12 protein-coding genes are annotated in these 13,979 nt (G+C 61.5%); all 12 read right to left on the bottom strand.

Going from position 1 to position 13,979, the window contains the following annotated elements:
* Nucleotides 1-4: 4 nt before the first annotated feature.
* Nucleotides 5-610 carry a toll/interleukin-1 receptor domain-containing protein gene (locus tag ACQ4WN_RS02580; RefSeq protein ID WP_436550135.1) on the bottom strand — a complete coding sequence of 202 codons (606 nt, stop codon included), beginning with the start codon at nucleotides 608-610 and terminating at the stop codon, nucleotides 5-7.
* Between the two features lie 269 nt (nucleotides 611-879).
* Entirely contained in the window at nucleotides 880-2,934 is a 2,055-nt protein-coding gene (gene yoaA / locus ACQ4WN_RS02575) for a DNA repair helicase YoaA (RefSeq protein ID WP_436550134.1), read from the bottom strand.
* A 43-nt stretch (nucleotides 2,935-2,977) separates the two neighbouring features.
* On the bottom strand, nucleotides 2,978-3,178 hold the full coding sequence (locus ACQ4WN_RS02570; RefSeq protein ID WP_010399897.1) for a YdcH family protein: 201 nt from the start codon (nucleotides 3,176-3,178) through the stop codon (nucleotides 2,978-2,980).
* 158 nt (nucleotides 3,179-3,336) lie between these two features.
* On the bottom strand, nucleotides 3,337-4,056 hold the full coding sequence (locus tag ACQ4WN_RS02565; protein WP_436550133.1) for a hypothetical protein: 720 nt from the start codon (nucleotides 4,054-4,056) through the stop codon (nucleotides 3,337-3,339).
* A gap of 10 nt (nucleotides 4,057-4,066) precedes the next feature.
* Nucleotides 4,067-5,164: a cell division protein ZapE gene (gene zapE, locus ACQ4WN_RS02560; RefSeq protein WP_436550132.1), complete on the bottom strand. Its 1,098-nt coding sequence runs from the start codon at nucleotides 5,162-5,164 to the stop codon at nucleotides 4,067-4,069.
* A gap of 70 nt (nucleotides 5,165-5,234) precedes the next feature.
* The gene (gene lpdA, locus ACQ4WN_RS02555) at nucleotides 5,235-6,665 is read right to left on the bottom strand and encodes a dihydrolipoyl dehydrogenase (RefSeq protein ID WP_034752057.1); all 1,431 of its coding nucleotides are present in this window, start codon (nucleotides 6,663-6,665) and stop codon (nucleotides 5,235-5,237) included.
* Nucleotides 6,655-7,026 (bottom strand): PspC domain-containing protein, encoded by a 372-nt coding sequence (locus ACQ4WN_RS02550; protein WP_436550131.1) that lies wholly within the window; start codon nucleotides 7,024-7,026, stop codon nucleotides 6,655-6,657. Before ACQ4WN_RS02550 ends, lpdA begins: the two co-directional genes overlap by 11 nt.
* A 94-nt stretch (nucleotides 7,027-7,120) precedes the next feature.
* Complete coding sequence (gene odhB / locus ACQ4WN_RS02545; protein ID WP_436507388.1) at nucleotides 7,121-8,377, bottom strand: 2-oxoglutarate dehydrogenase complex dihydrolipoyllysine-residue succinyltransferase; 1,257 nt, start codon at nucleotides 8,375-8,377, stop codon at nucleotides 7,121-7,123.
* Between the two features lie 117 nt (nucleotides 8,378-8,494).
* Nucleotides 8,495-11,347: a 2-oxoglutarate dehydrogenase E1 component gene (locus ACQ4WN_RS02540; RefSeq protein ID WP_436550130.1), complete on the bottom strand. Its 2,853-nt coding sequence runs from the start codon at nucleotides 11,345-11,347 to the stop codon at nucleotides 8,495-8,497.
* 245 nt (nucleotides 11,348-11,592) lie between these two features.
* Nucleotides 11,593-12,579, bottom strand: a complete 987-nt coding sequence (locus ACQ4WN_RS02535; RefSeq protein WP_436550129.1) for a LysR family transcriptional regulator — start codon at nucleotides 12,577-12,579, stop codon at nucleotides 11,593-11,595.
* A gap of 255 nt (nucleotides 12,580-12,834) precedes the next feature.
* The gene (locus tag ACQ4WN_RS02530; RefSeq protein WP_436550128.1) at nucleotides 12,835-13,377 is read right to left on the bottom strand and encodes an NAD(P)H-dependent oxidoreductase; all 543 of its coding nucleotides are present in this window, start codon (nucleotides 13,375-13,377) and stop codon (nucleotides 12,835-12,837) included.
* Between the two features lie 225 nt (nucleotides 13,378-13,602).
* On the bottom strand, nucleotides 13,603-13,944 hold the full coding sequence (locus ACQ4WN_RS02525) for a winged helix-turn-helix transcriptional regulator (RefSeq protein WP_436550127.1): 342 nt from the start codon (nucleotides 13,942-13,944) through the stop codon (nucleotides 13,603-13,605).
* Nucleotides 13,945-13,979 lie beyond the last annotated feature (35 nt).

Genomic DNA, 13,979 nt, shown 5'->3' with positions numbered 1-13,979 from the left:
GTAATTAACGGGGAAAGTGGGGAGGCGGAATGGCGCGCCATTCCGGCGGGATAGCGGGCAACACGAAACGGCTGCAATCGTGGCCGGGCGGTGTCGACCGCTTGAGCAATTGGTAATGCGTGGCAATGCGCTGCACGATGCGTTCGATATCGGGCAGGTATTGCGGATTCGACTTCAGGTCGCCGCTGGCCAGCGTATAGCCGGAAAAATCGACGTACAGGCCCGACTCCGTGATTTGCGTCGGCAAGCCGTCCGGATGGCGCGTCATGATGATGGGGATGATCAGGTGGCTGGGCAGTTGATACCAGGCGCGCCGCTCCTGCTCGATCAGCTGCATGGCGGCAAATTCACGCCGCGTGTAGCCGTGCGCTTCATATTTGGGCGTGTACAGCACGATCATGCAGACGCTCTGGCACATGGCGCGCGCCACGCGCAGGTCAATATCGTCGCCGCCGCCCAGTTGCTCGCTGTCGATGAACAGCACTTCCTCGCGGTCCAGGTGCGGTTCCAGATAGCAAGCCAGCGCCTCGATGAGATCATTCTTGAACTTGTTCATGAACGCATATTGGCCGTGCGCGTAGCTCAAGAAACAGCCGTAGCGGATCTCCATGGCATCCCCCTGTTCCCTGTGCGGCCTGCCATCGCCGCGCCTTGATACTGCAAGGCATGGGCTCACTGTAGACCGCCCGGCAACAGCTCAGTTTGCGCTGGCGCAAAGATGTGCCTGGCGTCCTCGGCATGCGCACAATGCCAGAAAATGGCGCGATCACGCCGCCTTCTGGCATGCCAGGCGCGCAAGACGGTACCGCGCAAAAAACGCTACTCGCTTGATAAGAAAGGGAAATAAGCCGGCGCGCGGATGGCGCCGGCGAACAAGACTTAAGCGCCCTTGACGGCCAGGTTGCGGAAGAACTCCACCACTTCGGCGGTATCGCGCGTGCGCTTGAACGGTGGCAGGCTTTGCCAGATGCGCTTGCCGTACGGCTTGGAAATGAGGCGTGGATCGCAGATCATCAGCACGCCCCGGTCGCCCTCGTCGCGGATCAGCCGACCCGCGCCCTGCTTCAGGTTGATGATGGCTTCCGGCAGCGAGTGGTGCATGAAACCGTTCTTGCCCTGCTTTTCCATCACTTCGATGCGCGCGGCCAGCACGGGATCGTCGGGCGGCGCGAACGGCAGCTTGTCGATGATCACCAGAGAGAGCGCATCGCCGCGCACGTCGACGCCTTCCCAGAAACTCTGGCTGCCGATCAGCACGCCGTTGCCGGCGGCGCGGAACTGGTCGAGCAATTCCGTGCGGCCCTTGTCGCCCTGCACGAACAGGGGGAAGTTCAGGCCCCGCTGCTTGAATTCGTCGGCCAGGCGCTCGGCCGCGCGCTTGACGGCGCGCAGGGTGGTGCACAGGAAGAAGGTGCGCCCGCCCGCCGCCTCGATGATGGGCAAGGCGCAGTCGATCACGGCATCCGTGTAGCCCAGTGAATTCGGTTGCGGCAGATTTTGCGGCACGAACAGCAAGCCCTGCTGGCCATAGTCGAAGGGACTCGGCCAGGTATGCGACGGTTCGCCCGTCAAGCCCATCTGTTCGGAAAAATGCTTGAAATCGTTCTTCACGGCCAGGGTTGCGGAAGTGAAAATCCAGCTGCGCGGCGTGCCTTCGCGCTGATTGTTGAAAATCGGCGCGATCGACAATGGCGTTTTATGCAATTGCAAGGAGCTGGAAAACGCTTCCACCCAGAACACGGCTTCTTCGCCTGCCGCCACCTTCGCCTTCGGATCGAACTTCCAGCCGCTCAGCTGCTGCGCCAGTTCGACGCCGCGCACGCGGCACTGCTCCAGGGTTTCCGCCCGTTCCGCCTGGGTTTCCAGCACGGCCACCATACCGTCGAGCTCATCCTTGAGGGTGTCGAGCGCGGGGAAAAAGTCGCTCGACGGGGCGATTTGCGGCAGCGACAAGCGCACGATATCCTGCGGGAAGGTCAGGCGCAGGTCGCGCGCCGCCTTTTCCACCACCGTGACGGTCTTGGCCCAGTCGATGCCGCGCGCATGCGCCAGGCCCTCGGCCAGCACGTCGCGGCACAGTTCCAGGATTTGCGACGTGGACACCGTGTTACCAAAGAACAAAGTGGCCGTATCGGGCAGCTGGTGCGCTTCATCGAAGATGATGGTGTTGGCCGATGGCAGCAATTCAGCCACGCCCGTATCCTTCAGGGCCACGTCGGCAAAGAACAAATGGTGGTTGACCACCACCACGTCGGCCTGCTGGGCTTCCTTGCGGGCCTTCATGACGAAGCAATCCTGGTAATACTGGCACTCGGCGCCCATGCAGGTGTCGCGCGTGGACGTCACCAGGTTCCAGATCATGGCGTTTTCCGGCACCTTGGCCAGTTCGGCCTTGTCGCCCGAGCTGGTCATCTTGATGAAGCGCGAGATTTCGCGCAAATGCCCCACGTCGTCGCGCGACGTCATGCGCCCGTTCTGCAGGGTGCGTTCCAGGTGATAGTGACAGACGTAGTTCGAGCGCCCTTTCAGCAAGGCCACGGAGACGGGCGCCTGCAACGCGGCGCGCACGGTGGGGATATCGCGCAAGAATAGCTGGTCCTGCAAGTTCTTCGTGCCGGTGGAAACAATGGTCTTGCCCCCCCACATCAGGGCCGGCACCAGGTAGGCGAAGGTTTTACCCGTGCCCGTGCCCGCCTCGGCGATCAGGGTGGTCTGGCTGTCGATAGCATGGGCGATGGCCTTGGCCATTTCCGTTTGCGAACGGCGCGGCTTGTAGCTGCCCACGGCGGGACCGAGCGGGCCGCCGGCGCCAAACAGGCGCTCGATGTCGGCATCGTGCTTGCCAGGAGCGGCCTGGACCTCGGCCGGCAGACTGGTGTGCAGATCGGCAGGCTGGCCATCTGGGCTTGCGGGCAATAAATTGTGATCGGTCAAAATATACTTAGGTGAAGGCTGGACTGGACGCTACTGGCGCCCCTCAGGCGGGAACATCGGGCACCAACTGCATTTTCAGCAAGGTGATGTGATCCTTCAATTGCAATTTGCGCTTTTTCAGGCGGCGCAGTTGCAGCTCGTCATGATGACCATCGAGTATCAGCAACTCGATGACAGCATCGAGGTCACGGTGCTCCACGTTGAGTTCAATCAGGCGCCGCTCTATATGCTGTGCATCGCTCATGTGTTGCGTTCCAGGCAGTGTTGGTAACAGTGTTGTTAAACCGGCGCGCGCAGCGTACGCAGACAGCCATCGGCGCCGGCATCACCGGCAAGTGTGTAGTTTAACCTGCCGCGCGCCTTAGGGCACGCCATTTCCGGCATGCCCCCTGCATGGCGGCCTTATTTGGCAGGCGGCACCGGTACAGCAACGGCCGGCGTGCTGGCAGCTGCCGCAGCCGCCTTGGCCTGCGCTTCGGCCTGGCGCTCGGCCAGGCGTTGCGCCACGCGTTTCTGGCGCGCCACGGCGTCAGCCTGCTTGCGCGCATAGTCTGCCTCGCGGGCCGCGCGGCGCGGCGCTTCGGCGGCGTCGGCGGCAGCCTTTTTTGCCACCTTCGCCGCTTGCTCAGCCTCACGCTCGGCAACACTCTTGCCTGCCGGCTTGGGCGGCGCCGGCTCGGGCGCGACGACCTTCACAGGCTTGGGCATGGCCGCAGCCCGCTGCTCGGCGTCGAGACGCGCATCTTCCTGCGTCCTGGCCAGGTCGATATCGCGCAGGCGCACGGACTCGGCGCGCTTGAAGTAGTTCGCCTCCGCGTCGACGGCGCGCAGGCGCACCAGGATCAGGCGGCGCTTTTCCTTGGCCTTGTCCAGGCAGTTATTCACGAAAAACTTGTCGTAGCACTCCAGTTCGCGCGCGGCAAACTCATTTTCCGCCGCCTCGCGCTCGCTGGCTGACTGCTTCAGCTTGGCGTCCGCCTCTTCCACGGACAGGGTGGCGGGCAACTGCGGCGCGCCGACCTCATCCAATGCAGCGGCACCCTGGTGCGCACAGGCGGACAATGCCAGGACCAGCCCCAGCGCCGCTCCCAACTTGTATAGTGTATTTGCCATCATATTCATGATCCCTGCCTCAAACGATCGCGTCGGCCGCGCCGCGCTGTTCTTTTTCCATGTATTCGCGCGATTGCATCTCGATGATACGCGAAACGGTACGGTGAAACTCGTTGGCCAGCATGCCGTTCGTGTACAGCTGCTCGGGCGCCACTTCGGCCGACATGATCAGCTTGACCTTCTGGTCGTAAAACACGTCGATCAGCCAGGTGAAGCGGCGCGCTTCGGACGACTGCGCCGCCGACATGGCCGGTATGCCGGACAATACCACCGTATGGAAGCGGCTGGCGATTTCCAGGTAATCATTTTGCGAACGGGGGCCGCCGCACAGGGTGGCGAAATCGAACCAGATAATGCCGCCCGCGCGGCGCAGGCAATGGATTTCGCGGCTCTCGATGCGGATGCGTGCGTCTTCGTCGGCCGTCTCGGCGATGCGCGCATAGGCGTCGCGCAGGGCCTTGTCGGTGGCGGCGCCCAGTGGCGTATAGTAACTTTCCACCTGCTCCAGCGCGCGGCCCCGGTAATCGACACCCGCGTCGACGTTCATCACGTCGAGCTTCTCCTTCAGCAGGGCGATGGTCGGCAGCATGCGGTCGCGGTGCAGGCCATCCGGATACAGCAGGTCCGGATCGTAATTCGAGGTCATGATGAAAGACACGCCATTGGCGAACAGGGCCGACAGCAGGTTGTACAGGATCATCGCGTCGGCGATGTCGGAGACGTGGAATTCATCGAAGCAGATCAAACGGTATTTCTTGGCGATGCGCTTGGCGACCTCGTCGAGCGGATCGGCCACGCCTTTCAATTCATCGAGCTGCTGGTGCACGCCGCGCATGAATTCGTGAAAGTGCAAGCGCGTCTTGCGCACCAGGGGCACGACAGAATAAAAACTGTCCATCAGGAACGATTTGCCACGCCCCACCCCACCCCACATGTACACGCCTTTCGGCACGGCGGGACGGTTGACCAGGCGCTTGAAGGTACTCGAACGCTGGCCCTTGTAGGCCACCCACTCGTCATAGCACAGCTGCAGGCGGTCGACCGCGCGCCGCTGGGCGGCATCGGCCTTGAAATCACGCTTCTGCAACGCGTGCTGGTAAAACTCTTCTACGTTCATGGGATTCGCTTTAACGCACAAGGGCGCCGGCGGAAAAAATCCGCGAGCGCCCCTGTAGGACTAACTACAATTAAAAGTTCAACGTGCGCTTGTCAACCGCCAGTGCCGCTTCCTTGGTCGCTTCCGACAGGGATGGGTGAGCGTGGCAGATGCGCGCGATGTCTTCGGCCGAGGCCTTGAATTCCATCGCCACGACGGCTTCGGAAATCAGTTCGGATGCCATCGGGCCGACGATGTGCACGCCGAGGATTTCATCGGTGGTCGCATCGGCCAGGAATTTCACCATGCCCGAAGTGTCGCCCAATGCGCGCGCACGGCCGTTGGCCATGAACGGGAAGGTGCCTGCCTTGTAGGCGATGCCTTCCGCCTTCAGGGTTTGCTCGGTCTTGCCAACCCACGCGATTTCCGGCGAGGTGTAGATCACCCACGGAATCGTGTTGAAGTTGGTGTGACCATGCTGGCCGGCGATGCGCTCGGCCACGGCAACGCCTTCTTCTTCCGCCTTGTGCGCCAGCATCGGGCCGCGCACAACGTCGCCCACTGCCCATACGTTCGGCAGGTTGGTCTTGCAATCGCCGTCGACGGCGATGAAGCCGCGTTCGTCGAGCTGCAGGCCGACTTTGTCAGCACCCAGGCCATTCGTATTCGGCGTACGGCCGATCGAGATGATCAGTTTGTCGAACACGGCTTTTTGCGCTTCGCCCTTGGCGTCCACGAATTCCACGGTGACGTCTTTCTTGCCTGGCGTGATCGCACCGATCTTGCAACCGAGGTTGATCTTCAAGCCTTGCTTGGTGAACAGCTTCGACGCTTCCTTGGCGATCTGTTCGTCGACGGCGCCCAGGAAGACCGGCAGGCCTTCCAGCACGGTGACGTCGGAACCCAGGCGGCGCCAGACGCTACCCATTTCCAGGCCGATCACGCCGGCACCGATGACGCCCAGCTTGGCTGGTACGGCGTCGATGGCCAGTGCGCCCGTGTTCGACAGGATCAGTTTCTCGTCGAATGGTGCGCCCGGCAGTTCGCGTGCGTTCGAACCCGTGGCGATGACCACGTGCTTGGCCGTCAAGGTTTCGTTGGCTTCGCCCGTCACGCTGATGTCATACGTGCCAGCGGCGGCGGCAGCGAAAGCGGCGCGGCCGTGGAAGAAGGCGATCTTGTTCTTCTTGAACAGGTACAGGATGCCGTCGTTGTTTTGCTTGACGACGGTGTCTTTGCGCTTGAGCATCTGGCCCAGGTTCAGCTTCAGGCCGGCGACGTCGATGCCGTGCTCGGCGAAGCTGTGGCCCGCGTGTTCGAAATGCTCGGACGATTGCAGCAGCGCTTTCGAGGGGATGCAGCCGACGTTGGTGCAGGTACCGCCAGGAGCGGCGCCGCCCTTGGCGTTCGACCACTCGTCGACGCAGGCGACGGAAAAGCCCAGCTGGGCTGCGCGGATGGCGGCGATGTAGCCGCCAGGGCCCGCACCGATGACAACTACGTCAAATTGTTTAGTACTCATGTTTTGTTATTCCAATCTCTTCGTCTGGTACGAAAATCCACAATAGAAGGTAAATCACCACGCCGAAGCCGAAGGTCAATGTAAACAGGACGAAGACGAGGCGCCAGATCCATGCTTCCATGCCGGAAGCGCGGCCCAGGCCGCCGCAGACGCCACCGAGCCAGCGGTCGTTGCGCGAGCGGCGCAGGCGGTTGAATTCCTGCACCAGGTCGTTCGCCGGACCGGAGTCGGATGGACTGTCCGATTTGTCCAGGTTGATATTGCTCAGGAGCTTGGCTTTCGCTTGCGCGAATTCCGCGTCGCTCAGGGCGCCCGCCAGGTGCAACTCGTGCAGACGCTTGATTTCTTCAGAGACGTTCATAGGAATCCTCTTTCATTGAGATCAGCCAGCTGCGTCTTCTGGCAAGGGTTATCAGCTACATTGCCCCGGCGGCGACGCCGGGGGACTACGGTGCTTACAGGTCCAGCAACAGGCGTGCAGGATCTTCCAGCGCTTCTTTCATCGCCACCAGGCCCAGGACGGCTTCGCGGCCGTCGATGATGCGGTGGTCGTAGGACATGGCCAGGTAGTTCATCGGACGCACCACGATCTGGCCGTTTTCGACAACGGCGCGGTCCTTGGTCGCATGCACGCCCAGGATGGCCGATTGCGGCGGGTTGATGATCGGGGTCGACAGCATGGAGCCGAAGGTGCCGCCGTTCGAGATCGAGAACGTGCCGCCCGTCAGGTCGTCCAGGGTCAGCTTGCCTTCCTTGGCTTTCGCGCCGAATTCACCGATTTTTTTCTCGATGTCGGCGATCGACAGCTGGTCCGCATTGCGGATGATAGGCACGACCAGGCCGCGTGGCGAACCGACAGCGATGCCGATGTCGAAGTAGCCGTGGTAGACGATGTCGTTGCCATCAACGGAGGCATTGATGATCGGGTATTTTTTCAGGGCAGCGACGGCGGCCTTTACGAAGAAGGACATGAAGCCCAGCTTGACGCCGTGCTCTTTCTCGAACTTGTCCTTGTACTTGTTGCGCAGGTCGATGACCGGCTGCATGTTCACTTCATTGAACGTGGTCAGGATGGCGTTCGTCGATTGCGATTGCAGCAGGCGCTCGGCGATACGTGCGCGCAGGCGGCTCATCGGCACGCGCTCTTCCGGACGGTCGCCCAGGCTGGCAGCCGATGGCGTGGCAACTTGCTGCAGCGCTGGCTTGGCAGCGGCTGGCGCCAGTGGCGCGACAGCTGGCTTGGCGGAAGCGGCCAGGGCGTCGCCCTTGGTCACGCGGCCATCTTTGCCGGAACCGGCGACGTCGCCAGCGGACAGGCCTTTTTCGGACAGGATCTTGGCAGCGGCAGGCATGGCGACATCGCCTTTGGTGGCAGCGGCTGGTGCCGAAGCGGTAGCAGCGTCTTGCGCGGCGGCAGCCAGGGCTGGCGCAGGAACAGCGGACACTTCCATCGGGCTGACCTTGGCCGAGCCGTCGGTATCGATGATGGCGATGACTTCGCCGGCGACGACGGTGGCGCCGTCAGCCTTGATGATTTGCACGATCACGCCAGCGGCAGGCGCCGGCAGTTCCAGCACTACTTTATCGGTTTCGATATCGATCATGTTTTCGTCGCGCGCGACTGGCTCGCCGACTTTCTTGTGCCATGCGAGCAGGGTCGCTTCTGCTACCGATTCCGACAACTGGGGAACTTTGACTTCGATTTGTGCCATGTAAAACTCCGTTTATTTTGTTATTGCGGCGCCACCCCTGCGTAGCAAGGGCGGCGCTCCGTCACGATGTATGCAAACAGGCGCCATGCATACACATGGCGCCCGCCATCCTGCCACTTACTTGGTCAGGATAAAACCCTTCAGCTTCGAGAATGCCGTTTCCAGCAGATCTTTTTGCTGGGCGTAGTGCTTGTCATAGTAACCGACAGCAGGCGACGCCGAAGCAGGACGGCCGGCGTAGGCCAGACGCTGACCCGATTCCAGTCCTTCGAAGATGTTGTGCTGGATCTGGAACCAGGCGCCCTGGTTTTGCGGCTCGTCCTGCGTCCAGACGACTTCGACCAGGTTCGGGAACTTCTTCAGTTCAGCAGCGAACGACTTGTGCGGGAACGGATACAGCTGTTCCAGGCGCACGATGGCCGTATCGGTCTGGCCGCGTGTCTTGCGTGCGTTGACCAGGTCGTAATAGACCTTGCCCGAGCAGGCGACCACGCGCTTGACTTTCTTGGCGTCGATTTTGTCGTCGACTTCGCCGATGACGGTCTGGAAACCACCCTTGGCCAGGTCGGCCAGCGGCGAACCGGCATCCTTGTTGCGCAACAGCGACTTCGGCGTCAGGATGACCAGTGGCTTGCGGAACTGGCGCACCATCTGGCGGCGCAGCAAATGGAAGATCTGCGAAGCCGTCGTCGGCTGCACCACTTGCATGTTGTTGTCTGCGCACAGCTGCAGGAAACGCTCAGGACGCGCGGACGAGTGCTCAGGACCCTGGCCTTCGTAACCGTGCGGCAGCATCATGACCAGGCCCGAAGCGCGGCCCCACTTCACTTCGCCGGAGCTGATGAATTGGTCGATTACCACTTGCGCGCCGTTGGCGAAGTCGCCGAACTGGGCTTCCCAGATCGTCAGCGTGTTCGGTTCAGCGGTCGAGTAGCCGTATTCGAAGGCCAGTACGGCTTCTTCGGACAGCACCGAGTCGATGACGGTGAACGGCGCCTGGTTGTCCGACACGTTTTGCAGCGGGATGTAGGTACCTGCATCCCAGCGCTCGCGGTTTTGATCATGCAGCACGGCGTGACGGTGCACGAAGGTGCCGCGGCCGGCGTCCTGGCCCGTCAGGCGGATGGCGTAGCCGGACGATACCAGCGAAGCGTAGGCCAGGTGTTCGCCCATGCCCCAGTCCAGGTTCATTTCGCCACGGCCCATGGTGCCACGGTCGCCCAGTACTTTCTCAACCAGCGAGTGGACCTTGAAGTCTTCCGGCACGGTGGTGATGCGGGTAGCCAGACGTTTCAGTTCCGTCATCGGCACGGCGGTGTCGGCCGAATCGGTCCATTTCTTGTTCAGGAACGGCAGCCAGTCGACAGCGTACTTGTTCTTGAAGTTCGAGATGACCGGATCGACGGTATGCTTGCCGGCGTCCATGGCGTCGCGGAAAGCGGCCACCATCTTGTCGCCGCCATCGGCAGGGATCACGCCTTGTGCTACCAGTTTGTCCGCGTACAGCTTGCGGGTGCCTGGATGCTGGCCGATCTTCTTGTACATCAGTGGCTGCGTCAGTGCCGGCGTATCTTGCTCGTTGTGGCCAAGCTTGCGGTAGCAGATGATGTCGAGGACGATGTCCTTCTTGAATTCCATGCGGTAGTCGAGCGCAATCTGCGTCGCCAGTACCACGGCTTCCGGATCATCGGCATTGATGTGCAGGACCGGTGCTTCGATCATCTTGACGACGTCCGAGCAGTACAGGGTCGAGCGTGCATCGCGCGGGTCCGAGGTGGTGAAACCGATCTGGTTGTTGATCACGATATGCACCGTGCCGCCCGTATGGTAGCCACGGGTTTGCGCCAGATTCAGCGTTTCCATGACCACGCCCTGGCCGGCGAAAGCGGCATCGCCGTGCACCAGAATAGGCAGCACTTGCGCGCCCTGCGCGTCGCCGCGGCGATCCATGCGGGCCTTGACGGAACCTTCAACCACGGGGTTGACGATTTCCAGGTGCGACGGGTTGAACGCCAGCGACAGATGGACCGGGCCGCCTGCAGTGGAGATGTCCGACGAGAAGCCTTGATGGTACTTCACATCGCCGGCTGGCAGGTCGTCGCCATGCTTGCCTTCGAATTCTTCGAACAGTTCCTGTGGCGCCTTGCCCAGGGTGTTCACCAGCACGTTCAGGCGGCCGCGGTGGGCCATGCCGATAACGATTTCCTGCACGCCTTTTTCGCCGGCGCGCTGGATGGTTTCATCCATCGAGGCGATGAAAGTCTCGCCGCCTTCCAGGGAGAAGCGCTTCTGGCCCACGTAACGGGTGTGCAGATAGCGTTCCAGGCCTTCAGCCGCGGTCAGGCGGTCGAGGATGTGGATTTTTTTCTCTGGGGTGAAATTCGGGGTGGAGCGGATAGCTTCCAGCTTCTCTTGCAACCAGCGCTTTTCGGCCGGATCGGAGATGTACATGAATTCGGCACCGATCGAACGCGTGTAGGTGTCGCGCAGATAGTTCAGCAGATCGCGCAGGGTGGCGGTCTCGGGGCCAAAATAGGTATTGCTGATGTTGAACACGGTGTCCATGTCAGCGTCGGTGAAACCGTAGAAGCTCGGCTCGAGCTCAGGGATCATCGGACGTTCCTGGCGTTGCAGTGGATCCAGATTGGCCCAGTGCGAACCGAGGTAGCGGTAAGCGGCGATCAGTTGCGTAGCAGCAACACGTTTGCGGCCCATTTCAGCATCGAAGGAAGCGGTCACTGTACGGATCGGGCCAGCTTTTGCGCGCTCGGCGAACGAGGCGACGACGGAGGCATGCGCCACGTCAGGCTTGTTGCTGCCATCGACGGCAGGCACGTGCTGCATCGCGTCGAAGTAGGAACGCCAGTTATCGGGTACCGAGCCTGGATTGTTCAGATACGCCTCGTACAGGTCTTCCACGTACGGAGCATTCCCACCGAACAGGTAGGAGTTGGTCGTTAATTGCTGCATATATTGCTCACCTTTCTTCGCGCTTCGCGAGGAATTAGCGGGTTAATCTAACCTTCCGCGACACGGCCTGACCGGTTAGCGGATTGCACATCAAGTTGTGGGGAAGGGCTTTTTTATTGCACCAGCATTCTGCATACCGTCATTTAGAATAGCACGCGGTATTGTAACGCAACAACTACAAGTTGAATTTTATTTGGCAAGCAAATGTAAGCTGTGTCGTTGATTTTCCCGGGCTTGCCAGCCTGTTACTGTTGTGCTTCCGGCACTTCCTTGCCCACCCCGGCGTGCCGCTTGCGACCAACTGGTCTGCCCGGCAACGGCGCCGCCGCAATGGCTGCCAGCCAGCCGGGATCGCCCGCAAACCACTCGACCAGGAAGTCGAGCATGGTGCGCAACAGGGGCGACATGTGCTGGCGCGAGGTATAGATGCCGTAGATGCCCATGTCCTGCGGCAGATAGGCGGGCAGGAGTTCCACCAGTTGCCCGCTGGCGATCAGCGGCGCGGCCGAATAGCGCGGCTGCATGGCGATGCCCGCCCCCGCCACCGTAGCCACCAGCAAGACCAGCGATTCATTCGCCGACAGGCGGCCGCTGACAGGGACAGTGAGCGCTTCCCCATCGTGCGTGAATTGCCACAGGCTCTTGCCAAAATACGTATAGGTCAGGCAGTTATGCAGGGCCAGGTCTTCCGCCCGGCGCGGCGTGCCATGCACCGCGAGGTACGATGGTGCAGCGCACACCACCGATGCGCAACTGGCCAGCTGGCGCGCGATCAGGTTCGGTTCGAGCGCGTTCGTGATGCGGATCGCCAGGTCGATGCGCTGTTCCACCAGGTTCACGGCGCGGTTTTCCATCTGCAGGTCGACGGCGGCGCGCGGGTAGCGCCGCAGGTAAGCGGTCACTGCGCCAGCGAGCGCCGTCTGCGCCAGCGATTGCGAGCAGGTAATGCGCAGCAAGCCGTGCGGCGTGTCGATTCCCTCGGGCGAGGCAACGGTCATGGCACCAGCCACTTCCAGCATCTGATGGCAGCGCGCCAGCGTGGCCTCACCCGCATCCGTCAGGCTCAGGCGGCGCGTGGTGCGATGCAACAGACGCGCCCCCGCCCACTGCTCCATCTCGGCCAGGTAACGCGTCACCATGGCGCGCGACATAGCGAGCGCCTCGCTGGCGGCCACCATGCTGCCGCGCTCGGCGATGGCGACGAATACTTGTGCGGCGGTGATGCGGTCCATCTGCGACTCTCCATTGATTCGTTCGATTATTGCAATCTACCCTATTTCTCGCGCCTGGTCGAAAGGGCAATATGCGATGAAAGCGTCCAACAATATGCTTGCACGCGCCGCCCTCGCCTCCTGCACCCTGGAAACCTTCCGCCTGGAGGTACCGAGCCGCACGCCACCCGTATCAACACCCCAGTTCCTGCGGGGCGATGCGGCGCAGTTAGCGCACACCATCGCTGCCACCGGCAAGCGCCGACACAGCTCGTCCTACATGGCAGCCAGGAAGCGCGCATACTCTTGCGCGCTGCGCGCCAGCCGCTCGGCATAGCCAGTTTCTTTCGGCCCGTCTTCCGCACCATAGAAGGCGAAGAAGCGGCGGTTGTCGGCGCCGATATACGCCAGGGTGACATCGAACGGTGCCAGCAACTGCGCCAGGGTGACGTTCCACCTGCCTCGCGGCGTGAAGTCTTCCTCACGTATGCCCGCCGTGACGGCCAGCGCCACCTTCCGCCCCCTGAAGGCATCGCCGCCCGTACCGTAAGCCCAGCCATATGCAAGCACCTCGTCGAGCCACCGCTTCAGCAAGGGCGGGCAGTTGAACCAGTAGACAGGGAACTGCAACACCACATTGCCATGCGCCTCCACCAGCGCCTGCTCGCGCGCCACATCGATGTTGCCATCAGGATAAGCCTGCTGCACGTCGTGGATGGTATAGCGGTCGGGATACCGCGCCAGCTCCTGCAGCCAGCGCTTGTTCGCCACCGAAGTATCGATGGAAGGATGGAAGACGATAACGAGGGTTTTCAACATGCTGCTTTCCTGAGTAAGGGATGGATGCACCGGCCCTGCCTTCCAAGGAAAGCAGGCAAGCCGGTACCCTGCCCCGAGCCGCGCAGCATGTGGCCGCGCGCCTCCAGAGGCAGAAACAGCATAGCCATAGCGAGTACTTTTAACAAGTACGCACATTAACTGCACATACAGTAAGAAAAGTAAGCAACTTGATTGTCAGAAACTGGGCTGCCATGCACCTCCGTATCAGATTGGCTGGTGCCGCTCACCCCACTCGCACAAGGTATGGAGCACGGGGATCAGCGATACACCCTTACTGGAGAGGAAATACTCAACCTTGGGCGGCACTTGCGGATATTCCTTGCGGATGATCAGCGCATCGGCTTCCAGTTCCTTCAGGACGACGCTGAGGGTCTTGAAGGCGATGCCACCAAGATGGCGCTTGAGTTCGTTATGCCGCAGTACGGTGTTTTCCGCCAGCGCATACAGGATCAGCATCTTGTATTTGCCACCGATCAGCGACAAGGTGTAGCCAAACCCCGTGTCGCCCAGGGCCACGCCGCCGGGGGCGCATATTTCTTCGTTCATCGCGTTCTACTTCTTGGTTGCCAGGGTTGAACCTC

Origin of the sequence: Janthinobacterium pasteuri (genome assembly GCF_051380775.1) — a bacterium.
In the GTDB taxonomy this organism is placed as follows: domain Bacteria; phylum Pseudomonadota; class Gammaproteobacteria; order Burkholderiales; family Burkholderiaceae_D; genus Janthinobacterium.
This window is presented reverse-complemented; position numbering and strand designations above follow the sequence as displayed.